General features: G+C 72.1%; 15 protein-coding genes and 2 pseudogenes. 8 read left to right on the top strand and 9 right to left on the bottom strand.

What is annotated here, in order from left to right:
• Positions 1–96: 96 nt before the first annotated feature.
• The 4 genes from AB0I16_RS17610 to AB0I16_RS17595 all read right to left on the bottom strand — a co-directional run bounded on the left by AB0I16_RS17610 (position 97) and on the right by AB0I16_RS17595 (position 3,252).
• Positions 97–768 (bottom strand): AIM24 family protein, encoded by a 672-nt coding sequence (locus AB0I16_RS17610; RefSeq protein ID WP_363250272.1) that lies wholly within the window; start codon positions 766–768, stop codon positions 97–99.
• A 111-nt stretch (positions 769–879) separates the two neighbouring features.
• The gene (locus AB0I16_RS17605; RefSeq protein ID WP_363250271.1) at positions 880–1,254 is read right to left on the bottom strand and encodes a hypothetical protein; all 375 of its coding nucleotides are present in this window, start codon (positions 1,252–1,254) and stop codon (positions 880–882) included.
• Between the two features lie 19 nt (positions 1,255–1,273).
• The gene (locus AB0I16_RS17600) at positions 1,274–2,209 is read right to left on the bottom strand and encodes a hypothetical protein (protein ID WP_363250270.1); all 936 of its coding nucleotides are present in this window, start codon (positions 2,207–2,209) and stop codon (positions 1,274–1,276) included.
• A 272-nt stretch (positions 2,210–2,481) separates the two neighbouring features.
• The gene (locus AB0I16_RS17595; RefSeq protein ID WP_363250305.1) at positions 2,482–3,252 is read right to left on the bottom strand and encodes an endonuclease/exonuclease/phosphatase family protein; all 771 of its coding nucleotides are present in this window, start codon (positions 3,250–3,252) and stop codon (positions 2,482–2,484) included.
• 166 nt (positions 3,253–3,418) lie between these two features.
• Between AB0I16_RS17595 and AB0I16_RS17590 the strand changes: the two are divergent.
• The 4 genes and pseudogenes from AB0I16_RS17590 to AB0I16_RS17575 all read left to right on the top strand — a co-directional run bounded on the left by AB0I16_RS17590 (position 3,419) and on the right by AB0I16_RS17575 (position 7,551).
• Positions 3,419–4,392: pseudogene (locus tag AB0I16_RS17590) on the top strand (MerR family transcriptional regulator).
• Positions 4,393–4,475: 83 nt separating this feature from the next.
• Positions 4,476–4,553 (top strand): annotated as a pseudogene (locus AB0I16_RS17585) (TetR/AcrR family transcriptional regulator); the annotation flags it as partial.
• 513 nt (positions 4,554–5,066) lie between these two features.
• Complete coding sequence (locus AB0I16_RS17580) at positions 5,067–5,651, top strand: DUF2867 domain-containing protein (RefSeq protein ID WP_363250304.1); 585 nt, start codon at positions 5,067–5,069, stop codon at positions 5,649–5,651.
• Positions 5,652–5,784: 133 nt separating this feature from the next.
• Positions 5,785–7,551 (top strand): glycoside hydrolase family 18 protein, encoded by a 1,767-nt coding sequence (locus AB0I16_RS17575; RefSeq protein ID WP_363250269.1) that lies wholly within the window; start codon positions 5,785–5,787, stop codon positions 7,549–7,551.
• Between the two features lie 39 nt (positions 7,552–7,590).
• Here the strand turns inward: AB0I16_RS17575 and AB0I16_RS17570 are convergent, their stop codons facing one another.
• Entirely contained in the window at positions 7,591–8,361 is a 771-nt protein-coding gene (locus AB0I16_RS17570; RefSeq protein ID WP_363250267.1) for a TetR/AcrR family transcriptional regulator, read from the bottom strand.
• A gap of 261 nt (positions 8,362–8,622) precedes the next feature.
• Between AB0I16_RS17570 and AB0I16_RS17565 the strand changes: the two genes are divergently transcribed.
• The 3 genes from AB0I16_RS17565 to AB0I16_RS17555 all read left to right on the top strand — a co-directional run bounded on the left by AB0I16_RS17565 (position 8,623) and on the right by AB0I16_RS17555 (position 13,365).
• Positions 8,623–10,884, top strand: a complete 2,262-nt coding sequence (locus AB0I16_RS17565; protein ID WP_363250266.1) for an MMPL family transporter — start codon at positions 8,623–8,625, stop codon at positions 10,882–10,884.
• A 143-nt stretch (positions 10,885–11,027) separates the two neighbouring features.
• A complete protein-coding gene (locus AB0I16_RS17560) occupies positions 11,028–12,299 on the top strand; it encodes an APC family permease (RefSeq protein ID WP_363250265.1) in 1,272 nt (423 codons plus the stop codon).
• A 274-nt stretch (positions 12,300–12,573) separates the two neighbouring features.
• Positions 12,574–13,365 carry a phytanoyl-CoA dioxygenase family protein gene (locus AB0I16_RS17555; protein WP_363250264.1) on the top strand — a complete coding sequence of 264 codons (792 nt, stop codon included), beginning with the start codon at positions 12,574–12,576 and terminating at the stop codon, positions 13,363–13,365.
• Positions 13,366–13,418: 53 nt separating this feature from the next.
• On the opposite strand, the gene AB0I16_RS17550 is transcribed toward AB0I16_RS17555, so the two are convergent.
• The 4 genes from AB0I16_RS17550 to AB0I16_RS17535 all read right to left on the bottom strand — a co-directional run bounded on the left by AB0I16_RS17550 (position 13,419) and on the right by AB0I16_RS17535 (position 18,108).
• Positions 13,419–14,495, bottom strand: coding sequence for a hypothetical protein (locus tag AB0I16_RS17550; protein ID WP_363250263.1), 1,077 nt, complete (start codon positions 14,493–14,495; stop codon positions 13,419–13,421).
• A 121-nt stretch (positions 14,496–14,616) separates the two neighbouring features.
• Entirely contained in the window at positions 14,617–15,339 is a 723-nt protein-coding gene (locus tag AB0I16_RS17545) for an alpha/beta hydrolase (protein ID WP_363250262.1), read from the bottom strand.
• Positions 15,340–15,550: 211 nt separating this feature from the next.
• Positions 15,551–16,774 (bottom strand): hypothetical protein, encoded by a 1,224-nt coding sequence (locus AB0I16_RS17540; protein WP_363250261.1) that lies wholly within the window; start codon positions 16,772–16,774, stop codon positions 15,551–15,553.
• Positions 16,771–18,108: a cytochrome P450 gene (locus AB0I16_RS17535; RefSeq protein ID WP_363250260.1), complete on the bottom strand. Its 1,338-nt coding sequence runs from the start codon at positions 18,106–18,108 to the stop codon at positions 16,771–16,773. The genes AB0I16_RS17540 and AB0I16_RS17535 overlap by 4 nt, the downstream gene beginning before the upstream one ends.
• A 331-nt stretch (positions 18,109–18,439) precedes the next feature.
• Between AB0I16_RS17535 and AB0I16_RS17530 the strand changes: the two genes are divergently transcribed.
• Positions 18,440–18,940 (top strand): Lrp/AsnC family transcriptional regulator, encoded by a 501-nt coding sequence (locus tag AB0I16_RS17530; protein WP_363250259.1) that lies wholly within the window; start codon positions 18,440–18,442, stop codon positions 18,938–18,940.
• The last annotated feature ends 68 nt before the right edge of the window (positions 18,941–19,008 follow it).

Here is a 19,008-nt window from a genome sequence, read left to right as displayed (position 1 = left end):
GGCTCCCGGCATCACCGCAGGTGGCAGCGGTGCGGCTGGGGGCCAACCGGGTGGCGCCGGGCGTGACCCGGGGCGGCCGACGGTGACTTCGGGTGATCAGGACGTGGGCGCCGGCTTCGGTTCGCCGGGGTTGACGACCACGACGCCTTCTCCCTCCAGCTTCAGCTGCACGGCCTCGCCGGAGCCGCCCTTGACCATCGAGCCGATGCTCTGGGAGCGGTGCAGCGACGTGGTCAGCCGAGGGCTCCAGGCCACCACGGCGTCGGTGTCCACGTGGACGGGTGCCTGCGGGGTCACGGGCAGGACCAGCGGGATGCCCGCACTGGTCAGTGCCAGCCGTCCGGTGCCGGTGAAGGTGCAGTTGAACAGGCCCCCGCCCGCCATCCCCGCACCCTTGACGGTCGTGATGTCGTAGTCCAGGGAGGCGTCGAAGCACAGGATGTTCTTGCCGTTGACCGTCAGACCGTGGTCGGCGTCCACGTCGACGAGGAAGCAGTGCGCCGCGTCGGACGCGAACCACGCCTCCCCCTCACCCGTGATCGACATCAGGGCCAGGCCCTCACCGGTCACCGCGCGCTTGAGGAAGTTGCCCACGCCCTGGCCCTGCCGCTCGAACTCCAGGGCGCCGCGCCAGGCGACCATGGTCCCCTGCCGGGCCCTGGCCTCACCCTTGACGGCGTAACGGACCGCCATCGGGTTCTCCTGCGTCAGTCCGGGGGCGGACGCGGGCTGTACCAGATTCTCGGGATCGAAGAGATTTCGCTGCATGCGACTCCCGATACCCCGCCAACTGGCCCTCATCCGGGGTGTTTTGCAGGTGGTGCGCGTCAGCGTGTCCCGGCGGACGCCGATGCGCCGGCCGGTCGCCCGATGCGCCGGTCAGTCGCCCCGCACCCCGCCCCGCATCTCGCGCACCGCCTCGCGCAGCGCCGACATCTCGGGCGGCTCCAGGCTGTCGGCGGCGAGGCCGGCGAGGAAGCGCTCCAGTGAGCGTCCGGCGTCCGCAAGGACCCGCTCCGCGCCGCTCTGCCGCCGGACGACGACTACGCCGCCGGACACCGCGATCCACGAGACGTCGCCCGGCGGGAAGCCGGTGACCCGAAGGCCCCGGTAGCCGAGACCCCGCAGTGGAGCGGCGCCCGGGGGCGCCGGCGGCAGCGCGGCGATCCGGCGCAGCAGCTCTTCCCCGGCTTCCGGCGCCATCGCGAACACCGGATTCCGCCGCCCACTGTAGAGATCGATCTCGACGTCCATACCGGCCGTTCCGCGTCGGTTACCGTATCCGCTGCCGTTGCGAGTTGCACCCGTAGAAGTATCCGCAGAATACCGTGTACGGGCCGCGGTTGGCGGTCTCCGGGTTGTAGATCACGTTGCCGCTGTTGTCCGTGTTGCGGGCGGCGGTACCGCCGGGCTTGTGGCCCCAGAATCCCTCCTGCTGCTTCCGGTACCAGTGGAAGTCGACGAAGCCGGGACCGGGAGCGATGACCAGCGCCACCAGGTAGCGCGGCTTCTCGGCGTCCGGGAAGCAGTCGAACCGGTGGTGCATTCCGTCGCACAGCGACGCGCGCGTCATTTCGGCGGTCGTGATGGATTTGTACATGCTGCCGCAACCGCGGCCCGGCTGGGCGAACGTATTCGTGCGCCAGTTGCTCGCGTAGTTGTAGCAGTTGTTGTTCAGCCGGACGGTCGAGTCGTTGTTCCAGAAGTCCGGATTGAACGTCCCGAGTTCGATGGTGCAGGTGACTTCCGCGGTCTCCTGCTCCGCTCCCTGTTCCGTGCGCTGTTCCGTCTCAGCGGAGGCGGTCCTGTCCGTGACGGTGAGGCGGGCGGGGGCCGCGAGCTGCGGGATCAGCAGTGTGCGCAGCGAGGCGTCCAGCGGTCGCGCCGCTTCGTCGGTGGCGCTGGGCTCGCCGCGCTCCATCAAGGTGATGAGCCGCTCGCCGAGCTCGGCCGCGCGGGTGCCGCGGGCCTGGGCGCCGACGGGAAGGTACAGCCTCGGCTCGGGGCCGAAGTCGTTTCCGACCTCGTCGTTGATCGGTTCGATCCAGAATCCCCTGACGCCGAGGCCGCCCTCGGCCGGTGCGTCATCGAGGAACAGGTGCCGGTTTCCGTCCACCTCGCGGAGCAGCGCCCGCACTTCGTTCTCGTCGATGACGTCGGAGACGGGGTCGGGACGGCCGGAGAATATGTCTGCCGTGACACGAAGCATATGTTCGTCTCCCTCAATTTCGCAGCAGCGGATCGCCGACGGGGATTTCGTTGTCCCCACTCATGCTCGGCCGCCCCGGAGATCTGGGAACCGGACCCCGGGGAATCATCGATCACGTCGCTGTGCGGATTGCAGTGACAAGGGATCTACTCCGCATCTCCCCGTGCGTCAACAGCCGTGGATATCAACCGGAACTATTCGGCCGCCGCTACGGCACTTGCAGCGGATGACTACGCAGAAATCGCTATCCCGACGGGAGATCCGGAATCGGCTCATCCCGTCTCGGCGGCGGCAGGTACCCGCAGAGCGGCCAGTACGGGCAGATGGTCCGTGGCCGCCCTGAGGTCCTCCTCGTGGACCCCGGCGAGACCCATCGGCACCCCGCACCCCAGCACCTCCACCCCGCGCGTCGCGAAGACGGCGTCGATGCGCTGCAGGGGATCGCCGAGCCGGGTGGTGTGCTCCCGCCCCCACGGCCGCGTCGCCCAGCCGTCCTGGAGGGCACCGGCGAGCAGACCGAAGGTCCGGCCGTCGGGCCGGTCGTTGACATCGCCACCGGCGACGGCATGCGGCACGTCGAGGGCGGACAGCCGTTCGAGGAGCAGTCGGCCCTGCTCGTAGCGCTCCCGTTCGTCGATGCTCAGATGACAGCTGAGCACCCCGAGCCGGGCGGCTCGGCCCCACCGCAGCACGGCGGTGGCGAAGCCACGCTGGTGCAGACCGGGGGTCCGGGGCAGCAGGACGTCCTCGGTGTGCTCCACGTGGGCCCTGAGCGAGCACAGGATCATGGGCCCGGAGGCGGTGGCGCCGCCCGACACGTACACGAGCCCGGAGCTCCGGGCGAGACGGGCGGCGGCCTTGCGCCAGCGGAAGAACCGCGGTGCCTCTTGGACGCAGACGACATCGGGCCGACAGGCCGTGATCACCCGGCCGAGGGCCGCGACGTCGTCACGCATGGAGCGGACGTTGTAACTGAGCACGCGCACGACCACCGACCCGTCGGCCTCGGTCGCCGAAGCGGGCAGATCCCGCACACCGCCCATCTCCCCACTACCGGTCTCCATGCCACTGATCTCCGTGCGCTGGACTTCGCTGGACTTCCCGCTCTCCATGATCCTGGCATGCCGGGACACCGGACGGCCGAGGCCGGGCGGCCGGCTTGACCCTCGACCTTGTGCAGGGCCCAGAGTTCCGGACGTGGAGAACGACATGCGCAGCATCGGCGAGACGGCCCGCGACAGTGGCCTGGGCGTGAGCGCCCTGCGGTTCTACGACCGGGCCGGTGTGCTCGTCCCGGCCTGGGTGGACCCGGCGAGCGGGTACCGCTGGTACGAGCCCGAGCAGCTCGAAGAGGCCCAGCTGCTGGCCCGCCTGCGCCGGGCCGGGATGCCGCTCGCGGACATCCGGCTGGTGCTTGCCAGCTGGTCCGGTGCGGACACCGATCTGGTGCGGAAGCTGCTCACGGCGCATCTGCGCCGCCTCGAACAGGGGCTGTCCGACGCTCGCCGCGCGTTCTCCACGCTCCGGGCTCTACTCGACCACAGGGAGAACGACATGGCCTCGCTCCACACCACCGCCCTCCGGCTGTCCGTCGCCGCGCCCGAACTGGCCGCCGCGCTCGACGCGGTCCGTTTCGCGGCGAGCACCGACCCGGAGCTGCCGATGCTCGGCGGCGTCCTGTTCGACATCGAGGGGGAGAGCCTCCACGTCGTGACCACCGACCGGTACCGGCTGGCTGTCGCGCGGGCGGGTATCGCCGGACATGGCGAGGGTCGCGTTCAGGCCATCGTGCCCGGCCCGCTCGTCGGCGCGATGCGGGCACTGCTCGCCGGCGAAGGCCCCGTTCGGCTGTCCGCCGACGGTGGCCGCGTGGCGCTGGAGGCCGGAGCCAGGCTCTGGAGACCGGCCCCGTCCGCTCCGGGGAGGAGGCCGGAGCGCGTGAGGTCAGCGTGCTCAGGGTGGGGGAGGGCGGCGCGGTGGACCTGTGCGCCGACGGCACCGACGCTGCCGACGACCCGTACCGCGTAGGCGTCGACCGCGAGTTCCTGCTGGAGGCGCTGACCGCGGGGGACAGGGACCGGCTGGTCCTGGAGTTCGGCACCCCCACGACGCCGATCGCGGTCCGCCGGCCCGACGACGAGGACGCCTTCTCGATCCTGATGCCGGTCCGCCTGGAGGACTGACGGACTGACGGCCGTCCAGGAAGCGGAGTCGGCCGAAGAATTACCCCCAAGCAGACCGAAGTGCCCGCACGCGCGGCGCCCTCCTGGAGTCGGCCGCGCGCAACCTGTCCCGCTACGGCTACGGCAATCTCGTACTCGAACAGGTGGCACGCGAGGCCGGGTTCACCCGTGGGGCGCTGTACCACCAGTTCAAGGACAAGCAGGATGTGGCCCTGGCCGTGATCCAGTGGATCAGCGAGACCTGGACCGCCCAGGTCGGGCCGCTCATCGAGCGGGAGACGGAGCCGGTGGCGGCGTTGCTCGCCCTCGCGCGCGGCCACGCCGTCTACTGCCGCCGCGGCGGTGCCCGCGTGGCCACGGCGCTGCGGCTTGAGTTCAGCGGGCAGGACCACCCCGTCGGGCACGAGATCGAGCGCGCCTACGAACTGCTCGTGGCGCGCTGCGAACGCCTCGTCGCCGCCGCGCGCGAGGCGGGCACGGTCCCGCAGGGACCCCCCCGTCAGGACGGTCGCCCTCGCCGTCGTCGGCGCGCTCGACGGCACGGTGACCGCCCTGGCGGGCCAGGAGCCCCACGACGCGTCCCTCACCGTCCGCGCGGTCGCGGGCGTGCTCGGTCTCGACCCCTCATCGGATCTCATCGCTCACGCCGCCGACGACCGGACGGAGACCACGCCGTGAAGCTCCCTGACACCGCCCACACCGCGAAGCCCTGGCGCGTCCACGGGATCACCCCCGACTTCCGCCTCTACGACGTCTGGGCGCTGCCCACCCCCGGGGGCCCCGACGACTTCCCGCTCCTGGTCCGGAACACCGTGGAGGGCGACACGTCCGACAACCCGTCCCGCGTCGCCCGCGCGCTCTTCGCCATCCGCTGGAAGCTCGGCAGGCTGTTCGGCTGGGACGGTCCGGGCGCGGGCGTGGGCTCGCGGGTCGCGACGCTGCGCGACCGGCTGCCCGCGGATCTGCGCGCGGGGGACGCGGGGCCGGAGTTCGCGACCCTGCCCTTCCGTTCCGTGTTCCTGACGGATGACGAGTGGGCCGCCGAGATGAGCAACCGCACGGTGCACGCGGTGATGCATCTGAGCTGGGTCCCCGACGGCACGGGCGGGTACCGGGGGCAGATGGCCGTCCTGGTGAAGCCCAACGGACTCTTCGGCAGGGCCTACATGGCGGCGATCGCCCCGTTCCGGCACCTCGTCGTGTACCCGCCGCTGATGCGGGAGATCGGGGACACCTGGCGGGCGAGCCGCCGGCGGTAGCCCACTTGTCTCCGCGTGCGGGGCGGTTCGCCTCTCCCGGGGTCTTGACAAGAGGATTGGTCTGGACCAACGATGCGCACAGCAGCGGTGGCCACCGTCGTTCACTCTCGTCCTGCACCTCCTGGAGGCACCCATGGACCGTGTACGTCAAGGCAGACCCGGCGTTCGCCGGAGAATCGGCGCGGCGATCGCCGTCGGTGCGGCCGCCGCGCTCACCGTCACCGGCCTCGCCGCACCCGCCCAATCGGCGGACGCCGGAGCCGCGGACGCCAGGGCCACGGACGCCAAGACGGCGGCTGCCGCAGCGGACGTCAACGTCGCCAAGAACGCCGGGTTCGAATCGGACCTGTCCAACTGGACCTGCGCCGCGAACAGCGGTGCCGCCGTCACGACCCCCGTGCACGGCGGCGCGAAGGCGCTGAAGGCCACCCCGTCCGGCCAGGGCACCGCCGAGTGCTCCCAGATCGTCAAGGTCAAGCCCAACTCCACGTACAAGCTGAGCAGTTGGGTGCAGGGCAGCTACGCCTACCTCGGGGCCCGCGGCACCGGGACCACCGACGTGTCGACCTGGACGCCGGGCAACTCGTCCTGGCAGCAGCTCTCCACCAGCTTCACCACCGGAGCGAACACCACGTCGGTCACCGTGTACACGCACGGCTGGTACGGGCAGAGCGCCTACTACGTGGACGACGTGAGCGTCCTCGGGCCCGACGGGGGCGGCGACACCGAACCCGAGGAGATACCGGCGGTGCCGGCCGGCCTCAAGGCGGGCACCACCACGTCCACGTCGGTGGACCTGTCCTGGACCCCGGTGTCCACGGCCACCGGGTACACCGTCTACCGCGACGGCACGAAGGTCGCCTCGTCGAGCGGCGCCTCCACCACCGTGACCGGCCTCGCGCCGGAGACCACGTACAGCTTCCAGGTGAGCGCCGGCAACGCCGCCGGCGAGTCCGCGAAGTCCACGGCCGTGTCCGTGCGGACCGCCAAGGGGAGTGACGGCGGGGACGGCGGCCCCGTGCCCAAGCACGCGCTGACCGGCTACTGGCAGAACTTCGACAACGGCGCGACCGTCCAGAAGCTGCGGGACGTGTCGTCGCAGTACGACATCATCGCCGTCTCCTTCGCCGACGCCACCAGCACGCCGGGCCAGATCACCTTCAACCTCGACCCGGCCGTCGGCTACGCCTCCACGGCCGACTTCAAGGCGGACATCGCCGCGAAGAAGGCCGCGGGCAAGTCCGTGATCCTGTCCGTCGGCGGCGAGAAGGGCACCATCTCGGTCAACAGCGACGCCTCCGCGACGGCGTTCGCGAACAGCGCGTACGCGCTGATGCAGGAGTACGGGTTCAACGGCGTCGACATCGACCTGGAGAACGGCATCAACCCCACCTACATGACGAAGGCGCTGCGCCAGCTCTCCGCGAAGGCGGGCCCGAAGATGGTGCTCACGATGGCGCCCCAGACCATCGACATGCAGTCGACGTCCGGTGGGTACTTCCAGACGGCCCTGAACGTGAAGGACATCCTCACGGTCGTCAACATGCAGTACTACAACAGCGGTTCGATGCTGGGCTGTGACGGCAAGGTCTACAGCCAGGGCAGCGTGGACTTCCTGACCGCGCTCGCCTGCATCCAGCTGGAGGGCGGCCTCGATCCGTCGCAGGTCGGCATCGGCGTCCCGGCGTCGACGCGGGGCGCGGGCAGCGGTTACGTGGCCCCGTCGGTCGTGAACAACGCCCTCGACTGCCTGACCCGCGGCACCGGCTGCGGTTCCTTCAAGCCGTCGAAGCCGTACCCGGGGCTGCGCGGCGCGATGACGTGGTCCACGAACTGGGACGCGACGGCGGGCAACGCCTGGTCCAACAGCGTCGGCCCGAAGGTGCACAGCCTTCCGTAGCGAACAGCGGTAGACGGCCGAGCGGGACGGGACGGACCATCACGGTCCGTCCCGTTCCGTCTGTTCGGCCGCCGGGGGAATGCGGCGATGGGTGTCATCGAGCAGGTTCCGCATCGCCATGCGGTAGAGATCGGCCTGGTGGGAGCCGAGGAAGCCGGTGTGCCCGAACACCTCCAGGGCCACCATGCCGTGCATGTACCCCCACACGCTCAGCATCAGGGCGGTCGCCGGGGGCGGCAGGGCCTCCCCGCCCGCGGGATCACCGCTCGAAGGCGACAGTTCCTCCAGGCACGCGAGGAACTCCGGGGAGAGCGAACGCACGTCTGCCGCCGCCAGTTGCGCACGTGTGAAGCCGCGGAACAGTTCCCGTGCGAAGACCTCGCTCATCCGGCGGTTCGCCCGCGTGGTGGGCCCGTCGACGGGCGCGTGGTAGTGCCGCAGCGGTGCCCCGTAGAGGAGTTGGAACCGCTCCGGATGGTCGATGGCCCACCGGCGGTACCCCTCGGCCGCGACGACCATCCCCGGCAGATCCGGATCGTCCGCTGCCGCCGCAGCCGACTGCACCGCGTCCGCCACGTCCTCGTACGCCTTGGTGATCAGCGCCGTGACGAGGTCGTCGCGGCTCGGGAAGTAGTGGTAGAGCGCCTGCACGGTCATGCCGAGGCTGCGCGCCACCGCCCGCAGCGACAGCGCGTGGGGGCCCTGCTCGACGATGTGGGACTCGGCGGCGCTCACGATCTCCTGGGCGGCGACCGCCCGGCGCCGCTCGCGCAGGGACGGTCGCACCGTCGGGGCCCGGTCAGTGGACATGCGGCGACAGTACGGCCGTTGGGCCTGCCGCGACACCGGAACGGTCAACCTGTGAAGAAAATCTAACACTGCCAAAACAAGTTGCTCCCCGCTAGCGTCGGGGACGGCGACGAGGGACACGCGGGACCTGTACGCACCGCGTTCCGAGCACGGCCCCGTCGCCGTTCCGGCGCCACCGGCAGCAGAGCGCGCACGTCCTTCCGTCCTCCTGCGCACCGGCCGCCGCATGCCCTTCTCACCCCGAATCCAAGGAGTGCGCGCGTGTTCGAACGCATAGCCGAACTGACAATCCGCCGGTCCCGGCTGGTCCTCGTCGTCGCCGCCGTCGCGGTGGTCCTCATGGGCGCCCTGGGCGCCGGCGCCTTCGGGAAACTGCTGGGAGGAGGCTTCGACGACCCGGCGTCCGAGGCATCCCGGGCCAGGGCCGCCATCGACGAGAAGTTCGGCGGCGAGACCAACCTGGTCCTGCTGGTTCGCGCCACGGAGGGCCGTGTCGACGCCCCGGCCACCCGGCGGAGCGGCCGGGCACTGGTCTCCGAGCTCAAGAAGGAGAAGAGCCTGGAGAACGTGGTCTCGTACTGGGACGCGGACCGTCCCGGCCTGCGCTCCGAGGACGGCCGCGAGGCCATCGTGCTCGCCCGCGTGCAGGGCCACGACGTGGAGCAGCAGGAGAACGCCGAAGCGGTCATCGACGACTACGCCGGCACCTACGCGGACACGCTCACCGTCAAGGCCGGAGGCAGCGCCGGCGTGAGCCACGAGATGGGGCCGCAGACCGAGAAGGACCTCTTCCTCGCCGAGGCCATCGCCGTGCCGCTCATCCTCCTGCTGCTCCTGGTCGTCTTCGGAACCGTGGTCTCCGCGCTGCTGCCGCTGCTCATCGCGCTCATCGCCGTCGTCGGCGTCTTCGCCGAGCTCTACCTCGTCGGCAGCGTCACCGACGTCTCCGTCTTCGCGATCAACCTCACCACGGCGCTCGGCTTGGGACTCGGCGTCGACTACGCCCTGCTGATGATCAGCCGGTTCAGGGAGCAACTGGCGGCCGGGGCACGCGTGGAGGACGCCGTCCGCACCACCATGAGCACCGCAGGCCGCACCGTGGCGTTCTCCGCGGCGACCGTGGCGGCCGCGCTCGCCGCGCTCATGGTGTTCCCGCAGTACTTCCTCCGCTCCTTCGGCTACTCCGGCGTCGGCGTCGTGGTCATCGCGGCCGGTGCGGCGCTGTTCGTGATGCCGGCCCTGCTCACCGTCCTCGGCCACCGCGTGGACAGCGGCCGGATGCCGTGGGCGAAGCGGGAGCGTGCCCGCACAGGGGCGCCCCTGTGGGGCCGCCTGGCCCGCACCGTCATGCGGCGGCCCGCGCTCACCGCGCTCCCCGTACTCGCGGTTCTGCTCCTCGCGGCGAGCCCGCTCCTCGGCATCACCTTCGGGACGGCCGACGAACGCGTGCTGCCCGAGGACGCCGAGAGCCGCCAGGTCTCCGTCGCGCTGCGCGAGAACTTCCACGGCAACGACGCGGCGGCCCTGCACGTCGTCATCGACGAGGCCGTGGACAAGGCGGGCCTGACGTCATACGCGGCGGAACTCTCCGCCCTCGACGGCGTGACCCGGGTCGAGGCGAGCACCGGCGTCTACGCCGACGGAAGGACCGGGCCGACAGCCCCCGGCAACGCCGCGCTCGGCCACTCCACGGCACAGCGGCTCAACGTGGTGAGCACCCTGACCCCGAAGTCGGACCGGGCCAAGGAGCTGGTCGAGGCGGTCAGGGAGGCCGCACCGCCCGCCGGGACACACCCGCTCGTGGGCGGCGTCGACGCCGAACTGGTCGACTCCAACGACTCCATCGCGGGCCGGCTCCCGCTGGCCGTGGGCCTGATCGCCGTCACCACCTTCCTGCTGCTCTTCCTGTTCACCGGCAGCGTCGTGCAGCCGGTGCGCGCACTGGTCCTCAACGCGGTCAGCCTGGGAGCCACCATCGGCGTCATGACCTGGATCTTCCAGGACGGACACCTCTCCGACCTGCTCGGCTTCACGCCTCAGCCGATGGAGACGTCGATGACCGTGCTGATGTTCTGTGTCGCCTTCGGCCTGTCGATGGACTACGAGGTGTTCGTCACCAGCCGGATCAAGGAACTGCACGAACTCGGCGAGGACGACGAGTCCGCCGTCGCCGACGGCCTCGGGCACACCGGACGCATCGTCAGCGCGGCGGCCGCACTGATCGCGGTGAGCTTCTTCGCCTTCGGCACCGCCGAGATCAGCTTCATGCAGCTGTTCGGCCTCGGCAGCGGTCTCGCCATCCTCATCGACGCGATCGCCGTCCGCGGCGTCCTCGTCCCGGCCGCGATGCGGCTCCTCGGCCGCTCGGCCTGGTACGCGCCGGCCTTCCTCCGCGGCCTCCACGCACGGTTCGGCCTCAGCGAGGGCCGCCCCGCCGCCGAACCGTTGGCGGCTCCGGAACCCGGGCCCGTGACGGGAACGGTGCATGCCCTCCGGGGAGACACCGAGGCGCGCGAGAGCTGAGCCCGGGGGAGGGCCGGGGCAGGGCGCGGTGCCGCCGTGCGGCCCGCGGCGGGCGGCGGCGGGCGGTGGCGCGGCCTTCTATATCGTCTCCGCTGTCGGAGCCCGAGACCGGGACCGGCCCCGTGACCGAGGAGCACCCACCCATGAGCAAGCCCACGACCGCCGCCGGCCCGCCGGACGAGCTCCACCGGCGGCTCGGTGTGTCCGACGCCGTCGTGATCGGCCTGGGGGCGATGATCGGCGCCGGGATCTTCGCCGCGCTCGCCCCGGCGGCCCGCGCCGCCGGCTCGGGGCTCCTGACCGGCCTGGCGCTCGCCGCGGTGGTCGCGTACTGCAACGCCACTTCCTCGGCCCGGCTCGCGGCCCGCTACCCGGCGTCGGGCGGCACGTACGTCTACGGCCGCGAGCGGCTGGGTGACTTCTGGGGGTACCTGGCGGGCTGGGCCTTCGTGGTCGGCAAGACGGCCTCCTGCGCGGCGATGGCGCTCACCGTCGGCACGTACGCGTGGCCGGAGCACGCCCAGGCCGTCGCGGTCGCCGCCGTGGCGGCGCTGACCGCCGTGAACTACGCCGGGGTGCAGAAGTCGGCGCTGCTGACCCGGGCGATCGTGGCCGCGGTCCTCGCGGTGCTCGCCGCCGTCGTGGTCACCGGCCTCACCGCGTCGGCGGCGGACGCGGCCCGCCTCGACATCGGGGGCGACGCGACCTTCGGCGGGGTGCTCCAGGCGGCGGGCCTGCTGTTCTTCGCGTTCGCCGGGTACGCGCGCGTCGCCACCCTCGGCGAGGAGGTCCGCGACCCGGCCCGCACCATCCCGCGGGCCGTACCGATCGCGCTCGGCATCACCCTCGTCGTCTACGCCCTGGTCGCGGTCGCGGTCCTGACGGTGCTCGGCCCGCAGGGACTCGCGGGGGCCGAGGCACCGCTGTCGGAGGCGGCGAGGGCCTCGGGGGCCGACTGGCTCGTCCCGGTCGTGCGCGTCGGCGCGGCGGCGGCCGCGCTCGGCTCGCTGCTCGCGCTGATCCTCGGAGTCTCCCGCACCACCTTGGCCATGGCCCGCGACCGGCACCTGCCGCACGCCCTGGCCGCCGTCCACCCGCGGTTCAAGGTCCCGCACCGGGCCGAACTGGTGGTGGGCGTGGTCGTCGCGGCCGTGGCCGCCACCGCGGACGTGCGCGGGGCGATCGGCTTCTCGTCGTTCGGGGTGCTCGCGTACTACGCCGTCGCCAACGCCTCGGCGTGGACCCTGACTCCGGAAGAAGGCCGCCCGGCACGGATCGTGCCCGCCGCCGGCCTCGCCGGCTGCCTGGTGCTGGCCTTCGCGCTGCCCCTCTCCTCCGTCGTCTCCGGGGCCGCGGTGCTGGCGCTCGGCGTCGTCGCCTACGGAGTCAGACGCGCTCGCGCGGACCGCGGCTGAACGCACCGACCGGGTCCGGACCGCTGCCTCACGTTTCGGAGGGCTGCGTCGTCGTAACGGTGAGGACGACGACGGCGTCGCAAGCGAGGCGCCGCGCGGCGGGTTCACCGGCCCGGCGTCGGACGAACGACTGGAGCGGGTGGCCACCCCAGCCGGCTCCCCGCCGACGCGGGCGGCGAGGCCCGGCCGCGGGCGAGGCGGTCGGCGGCCACCCGACAAAGGCGGTACGCGGACTGTCGGGCGGCAGGGGCCGGTGGCGCGGCACGGTGGGGGCATGGACGACACGACCTTGGTTTCCCGCTTCCTCCGCGACGGCTTCGTGAAGCTGGAGGGCGCCGTCGCGCCACGCGTGGCCGCGGACTGCGCGCGGCTGCTGTGGCGCGAGACGGGCTGCGACCCGGACGAGCCGGCCACCTGGACGCAACCCGTGCACTGGGTGGCCGGCATGGCGCAGGGCCCGTTCGCCGCCGCACCCAACTCCCCGGCCCTGCACCACGCGTACGACCTGCTCGTCGGCGCGGGGCGCTGGGAGCCGCGCTACTCACTGGGCACGTTCCCGCTGCGCTTCCCGCACGAGGAGGAGCCGGACGACGCGGGCTGGCACATCGAGGGCAGCTACCTGCCGGAGGGCGAGAGCTGGTACTTCACCAATCTGCGCTCACAGGGGCGGGCCTTGCTGATGCTGTTCCTGTTCAGCGAGGTCGGAGAGGAGGATGCCCCGACCCGGATCAGGGTCGGTTCCCACCTCGACGTGCCGAAGGTGCTGGAGAAGTACGGGGCGGACGGGGCGAGCGGGCCGACCCTCGCACCCGACCTGGTGGCGGCCTCCGACCACCGGCCGCTCGCCCTCGCCACCGGGGCACCGGGCGATGTCTTCCTGTGCCATCCGTTCCTGGTCCACGCCGCGCAACCGCACCACGGGGTGCGTCCGCGCTTCATGGCGCAGCCGCCGCTGATGCCGGCCGCGCCGTACGAACTGGAGCGGGCCGACGGCGCGTACTCACCCGTGGAGATCGCGATCCGCCGGGGTCTCGGCCGGGACACCCCGGCCACCGGACACCGCTGAGAAGGGCACTTCGCCCACCGGGGAGCCCCCGGGCCACGTGGCCTCCGCTGCCGCTAGTCCCCACCACCACCTCCGTCTCCGCCGCCGCTGTCCCCGCCGCCGTCGCTGCCGCCCCCGTCTCCGCCGTCCCCGCCGTCGGAGCCCCAGCCGTCCGAGCCGCCGGGTTCGTTGTCGTCGCGACCGCGGCCCAGATTGCTGTACCAGGGGCGGTCCCAGGCTTCGTCGGGGGCGATCGGCTCACCTGCCCTCACCTCCGGGCGGCGGCGCTTTAGCGGAAAGCGGGCCGTGCCCGTGGTGTCGCCCAGGCCGAACGCCGCCGCGAAGGCGTGGGCCATGACGGCGTCGAGCGGGTCCGCGCTCTCGTGGTGCACGGGCGCCAGCGGCAGCAGCACCGTGTCGGGGTCGAGATCGGGCCGGCGCGGAGGCCGTTCGATGACGGCGACCCGCTCCTCGTCGCGCAGCAGCCAGGAACTCCTCTGGTCGGCGCGCCGCAGCTGCCAGACGACGCCCTGCGGCAGGCGCGCCTCCGCGTAGCTCTTGGACTTGCGCAGCTTCCTCTTCAGGACGAGGGCGGCCGGTACGTCCCCGACGTTCATCCGCAGCCCCTGCGCCGGATCGGCGGTGCCGCTCAGGAGGCCGTACGGTGCTCGTATCCGTACGGCGGGAGCCCCAGGACCCCATACGTCCACGCGTATCAGCCGGCGGTCCACCGCCACACCCACCGGCCCGGCGGGGCCGTGCGCGTACCGCCGGGCCATCCACAGCGGCACGCCCTCCGCGCGCGCCCGCTCGGCCAGGGCGGTCACCTGCGCGGGGCCGCCGCAGTGCCGTACCGCCAACTCGCCGAGCGCGCGGGCGAACTCGGCCGGCCTGCGGACCTTGACGGGAGTGGTGGTGCCGGTGACCCGAGTCACCGGTACGAGGCCGCCGGCCGCGGCCAGCTGGTCCAGTGGGCGTTCCGTGCCGCCGCCGCCGAGCCAGTGGCCGCGCCGGAACGCCTCGGCCATGGCCGGCAGGTTCAGCTCGCTCAGCGGTGTGACCTTGCCGCCGCGACGGAAGTGCGCCTCTGTGAGCTTCGTGGTCCGCGCCAGCGGATTCCTCGACTGTTCCGTGTAGAGCGCCTGGCTCATGCCATCTCCCGAATCCGTGCAGTACGGCTACCGAGCCTACGATCTTCAGGACGTGCCCGTACGGCGTGCGGTTCCGGGGGAGGCATGGGCCTGGCGGCTTACGCGGCCGGGCGGCCCGGCGTCACTTCAGGTGGCGGCCGAAGAACCGGTTGCCGTCCTCCATCTCGAACCACGGGGTGCCGGTGTGCCCGCCCGGATTGGCGTGCAGCGTCTTCTGCCGGGTGCCGAAGGCGTCGAACAGGTCCAGGGCCCGCTGCCGCGGGTTGCCCTCGTCGTCCCACTGCAGCAGCAACAGCAGCGGAACGGCGACCTGCCGGGCCTCCTCGCGCTGGGCGCGCGGCACGTAACCCCCGGCGAAGAGACCGGCGGCCACGATGCGCGGTTCGACCACCGCGAGGCGGATGCCGAGGGCGGCCCACCCCGAGTACCCGACCGGGCCGCCGATCCCGGGCAGCGACAGGAGGGCGTCCAGGGTGGTCCGCCACTCCGGGGCCGCCTTCTCGACCAGCGGGCCGACGAGGGACTCGAAGATCTCGTCGACCGGCTCGCCGGCCGCCATCGCCCGCCGGAGTTCGGCGCGCGCCCGCTCCTCGGCCGCGGTACGGGGCCGGTCACCGCACCCGGCGGCGTCGATGGTGGCCACGGCGTAGCCTTCCGCCGCGGACCGGCGGGCCCGCGCCACCAGCCGGGCATCCCTCTTGGGCAGGCCGTTGTTGTGGGCCGTCAGGATCAGCGGGGCCGGCCCCGCCGACGCGGGTGTCCAGAGGGTTCCGGGGATGTCGCCGAGGGTGAACTCGCGCTCGGTGACGCCGTCGTCGAGGCGCCGTTCGGAAGTGAAGTGCATGGTCGTGCCTTTCGGGAGTGCCTGCGGACGGCGCTCCCGGACGACCTGTCGTCCGACCGTGACCCCGGAGGGGAGCACCCATGTCGATACTGCGTTCACGGGTACCACCTCCTCGTCCTCTCGCACGGCCTCCGGGAAGCTAGCAGCGGCCGCGGTGGCCCGCCAACCGTTTTTCCGGAGGCCGCTCACGTCACGTCGCGCCCGAGGTGGCTCAGCGCAGGGTGCGTACGAAGACGTCTCCGATCAAGTTGTCGTCGTCGGGGACGAGACCGGGGTGGTAGGAGCTGAGGACGGCCGTCGACTCGTCCGTGCTCAGTGCCGCTCGGGCGACGGTGACCGGCCTGCCGTCCTGGCCCGGTGACAGCAGCTCCTCGCGTCCGGACCGCGGGTCGCGCAGGACGAGCCCCAACGTGTAGCCGTCCGCGTCGGCCGTGTTGAGGAGCAGCTTCGACCCGTTCGCCGACAGGTCCGACAGGATGGTGCGATCGGTGGGGGAGCGGCCGTCGTACCGCTGGAGCGTGCCGGTGCGCAGATCGCGGACGAAGGCGTTCCAGGATGTGCTGGTGTTCCCGTTGGGGTCGGTGCCGGGGACCAGGTTCGTGGCCACCGAGCTGAAGCCGACCTTGGAGCCGTCGGCGCTCAGTACCGGAGAGAGCGCGGATCTGTCGGCCGGTGACCCGTCGTGGGTGACGTCGGCCTGCACGGTCTTCCCGGTCACGCGGTCGTACACCAGGATGTCCGCCTTGTCGTCGTCGGACGGCCCCGAGTAGCCGACCCGGTAGGCCACCTTCCGGCCGTCGGCGCTCATGGAGATGTCCTGGCACTCGCGGGTCGTGGGCGGGCCCGCCCGCCACAGCCGCTCGGTGCGGCGGTCGAGGAGCATGACCCGGCAGTTCGACACCCCGTTCTCGTCGGCGGCGGTCTCCGCCACGAAGGCGACGTACCGTCCGTCCGCGCTGAGCGGGGCGCCGCCGTGGTCCGCGCGGTAGCCGTCCTCCAGCGCGGGCGCCACGGGTTCGACGCGCCCGGTGCGCAGGTCCAGCACGTGGACGGAGGTCCGCTGGGTGGCGGCCGCGTACGAGTTGAACGACAGGTGGCGCCCCGCATCGGAGACCTTGGGCAGCGTCGTCGACTCGCCCGGCAGCTCCACGCGCTTGAGGGGTGCGCCGGGAGCCGTCCGGTAGAAGACGTTGTTGCGCATCTCCGTGCCCGGCACCAGGTTCGTCGCCGACGACATGAAGGCGACGACGCGTCCGTCCGCGCTGACGGTCGGGTCGACCGAGTGGTGGTTGCCGCCGGTGCCGTCGGGTGCGACGCTGATCCGTTCGGTGTGCGCCACCCGGTCGCCGCCCGCCGCCCCCGCGGGCGAGCCGAGACAGGTGAGGGCGGCGGCCGCGAGGGCGGCGGTCAGGGAGATGCGTGACGCGGGTCTCATCGGGTGGGTTCTCCTTCTGTGCCGCGCGGGTGGAGTGTCATGCGGATGTCGTCCGCCGCCCACAGGACGAAGCGTTCGACGGGTTCGACCTCGTGGCCCGGCACGGGCCGGAAGCGGAAGCGTTTGAGCAGGACGGCCAGGACGAGTTCGGCCTCGACCATGGCCAGGGCGGCGCCCTCACAGCCGCGGGGGCCGATCCCGAAGGGGACGTAGGCCAGCTTCGGCCGCTTGGCCACCTCGGCGGGGGTGAAGCGCTCCGGCAGGAACCTCTCGGGCTCGGGCCAGTGGTCGGGGTTCATGTGGACGGCCCAGAACGGATAGAACACCGTCGCCCCCGCCGGGATCTCGTAGTCACCGAGGACGAGTGCCTCCGTCGTCTCCCGCGCGCCGTAGGGGCCGGGCGGATAGAGCCGCATCGACTCCTTGAGGGCCATGTCGAGACGGGTGAGCTGGCGCAGGTCGGCGTAGTCGGGTGCGGGGCGGTCGCCGAGGACGCGGTCCAGCTCGTCCGCGACGCGTTCGGCCACCTCCGGATGCTGCCCCAGCAGGTACAGCGTCCAGGAGACGGCGACTCCCGTGGTGTGGTGCGCCGCCAGCAGCGTCACCATGACGGTGTCGCGGATGCGCGCGGGACTCTCACCCGCCTCCACGAGCGCCCCGATCAGGTCGCTGGTGTCCGCCCGGCCGCCCGAACCGCGCGCGGCGACCACCCCGTCGACCGTCGCGCGCAGCAGGGCGAGGGCCTCGTCGGCCCGTACGGCCCGTTCCTCGGGGGTGCCGGGGACGGGCGCCTGGTAGAGGCGCCCCAGGTACTCGGTGAGTACGTCCTCGAACGCCGCGATGACACGGTCGGAGTCCGGGACGTCGCCGCCGAGCGCGAACCGGCAGATCATGCGGAGCGTCAGCGCGGTCAGATCCTTCTGCAACGCGACGGGCTCGTGGACGCCCCGCTCGGCCCACCGGTCGGCGAGAGCCGTGGTCAGCTCCGTGAACCGGGCGAAGTGCCGCTCGTGGGAAGGGCGTCCGGCGAGGACCGAGAGCAGCAGCCGCCGCCAGGGTGTGTGCTCCTCGGCGTCGAGCACCTGCAGGTTGCCCGCCTCGCACAGCGGGGCCAGGAACTCGAAGAGCCGCTCGGGACGCTTGTCGATGTGCGCCGTGGCCTCCAGGAGCACGGGGTCGGCCACCGACACCGCCGTCTCGGAGCCGGGCAGTTGAAACCGTACGACGGGCCCGTACTCGGCGTGCAGACGCAACTGGTAGGTGTGCAGGCCCCCCGCCGCCGTGATGGCGCCGACCCCGCCGTCGGCGCGGGGCTCCGGACCGGGAATGCGCATCGCCGGACCTCCTCCCTCCTCGGTGACGCATGGGTGACGCACGCTCACCGCCGCAGCCTAGGCGCGTGGCGTCCGGAAGGACCCGGTCGCGACAGGACAGTTGCGACACGTCATGACGCGTACGGACGTCGCGACACGTGGTGACGCGTACGGAAAGGGCGGCACGACACTTGTGCCACTGGCGCACCGCATCGACCGTCTCCGCGTCCACCTGTTCAGATTCCAGGTGTCCTGCACTACCATCGGCGCTCAACCGACGGCCGAGGCGCAGCCGCGTGTTCACTCCCGGAGGCCGGCCCTCACCCACCACAACACGCAAGGCGAGGTCAGCGTGGCCGCTCTCGACGTCCTGGACATCTCCATCCTGCGAGAACTGATCACCCGGCCCCGGGCGGGGATGCGTGAGCTCGCCCGCACGCTCGGCATCGCCCGCGGGACGGTGCACACGCGGGTGAGCCGCCTTGAGCGGCTCGCCGTGATCACCGACTACGCGCCGCAGGTCTCACCGGCGCAGCTCGGCTATCCCATCCTGGCCTTCGTCCATCTCCACCTGGCGCAGGGCCAGCTCGCACGGGTGACGCGCGCCCTCGTACTCGTCGAGGAAGTCCTGGAAGCACACTCGACGGCCGGGGAGGGAGACGTGCTGTGCCGCGTCGCCGCCCGGGACACCGCGCATGTCGAGGAGATCATCCAGCGCTTCCTGCACCTGCCGGGTGTGGTGCGCTGCCGCACCGAGATCGCGCTCAGCGAGCGGGTGCCGAGCCGCATCACACCGCTCCTGTCCCTCGTCGCCCAGGACCTCGCACCGGACAAGACGGACAGGGGCGCCTGACCCCGGCGCCTGACCTCCGGCACTTGCCTGTGCCGAAGGATCACATGGCCCAGCGAAACCAGCGGCAT

The sequence above is a fragment of the Streptomyces sp. NPDC050703 genome, assembly GCF_040654435.1.
Classification (GTDB): domain Bacteria; phylum Actinomycetota; class Actinomycetes; order Streptomycetales; family Streptomycetaceae; genus Streptomyces.
The sequence above is the reverse complement of the archived record's forward strand: the minus strand, read 5'-3'. Positions and strand labels throughout refer to the sequence as shown.

Excerpts from the sequence above, each read along its gene's own strand:
- AB0I16_RS17610 (WP_363250272.1), bottom strand. The coding sequence starts at position 768 with ATGCAGCGAAATCTCTTCGATCCCGAGAATCTGGTACAGCCCGCGTCC.
- AB0I16_RS17605 (WP_363250271.1), bottom strand. The coding sequence starts at position 1,254 with ATGGACGTCGAGATCGATCTCTACAGTGGGCGGCGGAATCCGGTGTTC.
- AB0I16_RS17600 (WP_363250270.1), bottom strand. The coding sequence starts at position 2,209 with ATGCTTCGTGTCACGGCAGACATATTCTCCGGCCGTCCCGACCCCGTC.
- AB0I16_RS17595 (WP_363250305.1), bottom strand. The coding sequence starts at position 3,252 with ATGGGCGGTGTGCGGGATCTGCCCGCTTCGGCGACCGAGGCCGACGGG.
- AB0I16_RS17575 (WP_363250269.1), top strand. The coding sequence starts at position 5,785 with ATGGACCGTGTACGTCAAGGCAGACCCGGCGTTCGCCGGAGAATCGGC.
- AB0I16_RS17570 (WP_363250267.1), bottom strand. The coding sequence starts at position 8,361 with ATGTCCACTGACCGGGCCCCGACGGTGCGACCGTCCCTGCGCGAGCGG.
- AB0I16_RS17560 (WP_363250265.1), top strand. The coding sequence starts at position 11,028 with ATGAGCAAGCCCACGACCGCCGCCGGCCCGCCGGACGAGCTCCACCGG.
- AB0I16_RS17555 (WP_363250264.1), top strand. The coding sequence starts at position 12,574 with ATGGACGACACGACCTTGGTTTCCCGCTTCCTCCGCGACGGCTTCGTG.
- AB0I16_RS17550 (WP_363250263.1), bottom strand. The coding sequence starts at position 14,495 with ATGAGCCAGGCGCTCTACACGGAACAGTCGAGGAATCCGCTGGCGCGG.
- AB0I16_RS17545 (WP_363250262.1), bottom strand. The coding sequence starts at position 15,339 with ATGCACTTCACTTCCGAACGGCGCCTCGACGACGGCGTCACCGAGCGC.
- AB0I16_RS17540 (WP_363250261.1), bottom strand. The coding sequence starts at position 16,774 with ATGAGACCCGCGTCACGCATCTCCCTGACCGCCGCCCTCGCGGCCGCC.
- AB0I16_RS17535 (WP_363250260.1), bottom strand. The coding sequence starts at position 18,108 with ATGCGCATTCCCGGTCCGGAGCCCCGCGCCGACGGCGGGGTCGGCGCC.